Origin of the sequence: Saccharomonospora saliphila YIM 90502, from assembly GCF_000383795.1 — a bacterium.
In the GTDB taxonomy this organism is placed as follows: domain Bacteria; phylum Actinomycetota; class Actinomycetes; order Mycobacteriales; family Pseudonocardiaceae; genus Saccharomonospora; species Saccharomonospora saliphila.
This window is the reverse complement of the sequence record NZ_KB912681.1, coordinates 11,846-15,865: the sequence shown is the minus strand read 5'-3', so window position 1 is coordinate 15,865 and position 4,020 is coordinate 11,846. Positions and strand designations below refer to the sequence as shown.

The following is a 4,020-nucleotide window of genomic DNA, read 5'->3' as shown; positions in this document are numbered from 1 at the left end:
ATGGCGGCGAGGGCGTCGGACCAGATGTCGGCGGCGTAGTAGTAGAACGGCGTGCGCCGCGCCAGGCCCGCCAGCGTGGCCACCACGCCGGTCGTCGGGGGCGGTTCCACCACCACGGCGTCGGCCGAGCGCAGCAGCAGCCGCGCGAACAGGGGCGCGTCGAAGCTGGCGTACTGGACGTACCCGCGCACGTTTCCGCCCGCGTCACGCAGCACCGGCCACCGGCGCACGTCGAGATGCGGATAGTCCCGCGGCGTCGCGGTCGCGGGCGGCCTGGTCGTCAGCACCGTGACCTGGTGGCCTTCGTCGGCGAGTCCGTCGGCGAGTGCCTTGAGCCGGAACGCCGCCGCCGCCACCTCCGGCGCGAAGAGCCGGGTGGCGAGCACGATCCTCATGCCGCCGCCTCCCGGGCCGAGGCCAGCAGCCGCTCGGCCGTGGCCAACGTGTTCAGCCCCTCCCGCAGGGTCACCACGTCGTTGCCGACGCCGAGCACGGCGTCGCGGAAGCGTTCGTGCTCCACCCGCAGCGGCTCCCGCTTGGGGATCGCGAACCGGGTCACGTCCCCCTCGGCGACCCCACGGAAGTTCGCCACCGAGTCCCACTCGGTGCTGACCACACCGTTGGCGTAGAAGGTGAGGTCCGCGCTGACGGTGTCGGCGACGAAGGCGCCCTTCTCGCCGGTGACCACGGTGACCCGCTCCTTCATCGGGGAGAGCCAGTTCACCAGGTGGTTGGTGATGATGCCGTTGGCCAGCCGCCCCGTCGCGGCGACCATGTCCTCGTGCGGGCGCCCCGAGCGGGTGGTGACCTGCGCGGAAACGCTGGTGTACTCCGATTTCGCCAGCCAGGCCGTGAGGTCGATGTCGTGGGTGGCGAGGTCCTTGACCACGCCGACGTCGGCGATGCGCGCCGGGAACGGGCCCTGCCTGCGCGTGGCGATCTGGTACATCTGGCCCAGCTCACCGGCGGCCATCCGGTCCCGCAACGATTGCAGCGCCGGGTTGTACCGCTCGATGTGCCCGACCGCGCCGACGACGCCACCGCGCTCGAACGCCTCGACCAGCCGCGTGCCCGCCTCGACGCTGTGCGCGATGGGCTTCTCGATCAGCGTCGGCACCCGCGCCTCGGCCAGCGCGAGCCCGACCTCCTCGTGCAGCCCGGTGGGCACGGCGCACACGCACGCGTCGATCCCCTGCTCGATCAGCTCGGCCACACCGCCGACCACGGGCAGGTCCCCGGCCACGCCGTGCGGGTCCCCCAGGGCGTCCGCGACCGCGACCAGCTCAAGGCCCTCGACCTCGCGGATCACCCGCGCGTGGTGGCGCCCCATCATGCCGAGCCCGATCAGCCCGACCCGCAGTTCCGTCACGCTCACGCTCCCGCCTTCGCCAGGGTGTTGACCGCCGTCACGATCCGCTCGCGGTCCTCGTCGTCCAGACCCGGGTGCACCGGCAGGGACAGCACGGTCGCCGCGGCCCGCTCGGTGGCGGGCAGCTCCGCCTCGCGCGCGAACGAGGGGAGCCGGTGATTCGGGATCGGGTAGTACACGCCCGTGCCGATGCCGTGCTCCTCGCGCAGCGCGGTGGCGAAGCCGTCGCGGTCGTCGGGCACGGTGATCGTGTACTGGTGGTAGACGTGCACCGCGCCGTCGGCGACGGCGGGCGTGCCGACACCCTCCAGGTGGGTGTCGAAGTACCGTGCGTTGGCCTGCCGGGTCGCGGTCCAGTCGGCCACCCGCTCGAGCTGCGTGCGCCCGATGGCGGCGTGCAGGTCGGTCATCCGCGCGTTGAACCCGACGAGTTCGTTCTCGTACTGCCGCCGCATGCCCTGGTTGCGCAGAAGCCGCAGCGCCCGTTCGACCTCGGCGTCGCCGGTGCAGACCATGCCGCCCTCGCCGGAGGTCATGTTCTTGGTCGGGTACAGGCTGAACATCGCGAACGTGCCGAACGCGCCCACGGGCGTGCCGTGCAGGCTCGCGCCGTGCGCCTGCGCGGCGTCCTCGTACAGGGCCAGACCGTTCCGGGAGGCCACCTCCGTCAGGCCGGGCATGTCCGCCGGGTGCCCGTACAGGTGCACCGGCATGATGCCCTTGGTCCGCTCGGTGACCAGCCCGGCGACATGGTCGGCGTCGAGGCAGTAGTGCGCGGGCTCGATGTCGGCGAACACCGGCGTCGCCCCGGTCAGGGCCACCGCGTTCGCCGTGGCCGCGAACGTGAACGACGGGACGATCACCTCGTCGCCGGGGCCGACGCCCGCGGCGAGGAGCCCGAGGTGCAGACCGGAGGTGCCCGAGTTCACCGCGACCGTCGCGCGGCCGTCCACCAGGGACCGGCTGAACTCCTCCTCGAACGCGGCCACCTCGGAACCCTGCGCCAGCATCCCCGAACGGAGGACGGCGTCCACGGCGTCGCGCTCGGCGTCGCCGATGATCGGCTTGGCGGCCGGTATGAACTCGTTACTCACCCGGAGTCCTCGAAGATCGTGACGTGACTGAACAGGCACACTGTATGCCCGGACCACTCCCCCGCACCCGGCGGCCCTCGACCCGGCGACACCCCTTCCGGGTGGGCTCCCGCGCCGCTGCCGAAGCCCGGTGAAGCCGCGCCACCTGCCGAAAGCCACCGCCGCGCGGGCCGCTACCGTGCCGTGCATGACCGTGCCCGGAAGTGGGACCGACGGTACCGGAGCACCCGCGCGCATCGGTCACCGTCGCTCGCTGCTGACCCGCTCCGACCCCCGCACCGACGCCGAACCGCTGCCACCCGCGCGCCGGGGCCTGGTCTCGGCGGTCGGGATCGCCGTGCAAGGGTCGGTGCGGTTCGTCTACAGCCTGCTGGTGGGACGCACGCTGCCCGCCGGGTTCCTCTCGGCGACCAACAGCGCCATCTCCACGGCGATGCTGGCGACGATGCTCTGGCCCACGTCGCTGGGCGCGGCGGCGGCCAAGTTCGTGGCCCGCGAGTCCGGCGACGTGGCCGTGCGCGTGGCCCTCACCCGGCACCTGGCCCGGTTGTCCCTGCTCACCTCGGCCGGTCTCGGCGTCGCGGGGGGTGTGCTCACCTACGCCGTGCTGGCCCCTGGCGAGCTGACCACGGCGGTGTTCGTGGCACTGCTGACCGTCGGGCTGTCCAGCTACACGTTCGTGCGCGGCGTGCAGTACGCCACCGGGCGCGTCCTGCGGGCCACCGTCTGGGACGCGCTCTCCTTCGTGGTGGCCGTGGGCGGCCTCGTGCTGGTGCTCGTGTTCGAGCTGCGCGCCTGGCTGTTGCTGCCGCTCACGGCGGGATACGCCGTGTACAGCGTCGCGGGCTGGCCGCGCACGGGAGGCGGGCCGGTCGGCGCGGAGCTGCGCACCGAGATCAACCGGTTCGTCGCGTGGGGTGTGCTGGGCTCGCTGGCCACCGGCGGGTTCCTGCAACTGACGATGGTGCTGGCCCACCAGACGGGCGATGTCGAGGGTGCCGACGCCTACGCGGCGGCACTGACGCTGGCCACTCCGGCGTCCCTGCTCGGTTCGGTGCTGAGCCTGCTGCTGCTGCCCGCGCTGTCGGCCGCGGTCGGGCGGGGCGACTACGCCGCCGTGCGGGGGCACACCGATCTCGCGCACCGAGCGCTCATCACCGTCGTCGGCGGCGTGTTCGGGGTTCTCGTGGTGGGGGCGCGGCTGCTGGTCGCGGTGCTCTGGCCGAACCTCGCCTCCGCCGTGCCGGTGCTGGAGACGCTGCTGGCGGCGACCTTCCTGTACACGACCTCCATCGTGGTCACCGAGTCCATCCGCTCCTACGACGAGCACGGCGCCCGGGTCATGGCGCTGATCCGGGTCACCGGGTTCGTGGTCGGTCTCGGCGTGGCCGTGGCGTTGATACCGGCGCTGTCGGTGCTCGGCATCGCGGTGGGCTATCTCGCCGGGATGGCGATCACCGGACTGGTGCCCGTCGTCGTGGTGTGGCGGCGCGACCGGCACCGCTGGGCCGGCCTGGCCGCGCGCGTCGCCACATGGTGGTCGACGGCGTGTCGTGG

4 protein-coding genes are annotated in these 4,020 nt (G+C 72.9%); 1 reads left to right on the top strand and 3 read right to left on the bottom strand.

All coding sequences use genetic code 11. The features are described 5' to 3' along the window. From SACSA_RS26175 to SACSA_RS0113515, 3 genes are all read right to left on the bottom strand, one after another. Positions 1-395 (bottom strand): glycosyltransferase (locus SACSA_RS26175; protein WP_048876777.1); only part of this gene is annotated, 395 nt, incomplete at its 3' end. Next, the gene (locus SACSA_RS0113520) at positions 392-1,375 is read right to left on the bottom strand and encodes a Gfo/Idh/MocA family protein (protein WP_019816449.1); all 984 of its coding nucleotides are present in this window, start codon (positions 1,373-1,375) and stop codon (positions 392-394) included. The genes SACSA_RS0113520 and SACSA_RS26175, both read right to left, overlap by 4 nt. After that, positions 1,372-2,463, bottom strand: coding sequence for a DegT/DnrJ/EryC1/StrS family aminotransferase (locus tag SACSA_RS0113515; protein WP_019816448.1), 1,092 nt, complete (start codon positions 2,461-2,463; stop codon positions 1,372-1,374). Before SACSA_RS0113515 ends, SACSA_RS0113520 begins: the two co-directional genes overlap by 4 nt. Positions 2,464-2,650: 187 nt before the next feature. Between SACSA_RS0113515 and SACSA_RS22895 the strand changes: the two genes are divergently transcribed. Beyond that, a partial coding sequence (locus SACSA_RS22895) for a hypothetical protein (RefSeq protein WP_019816447.1) occupies positions 2,651-4,020 on the top strand: 1,370 nt, incomplete at its 3' end.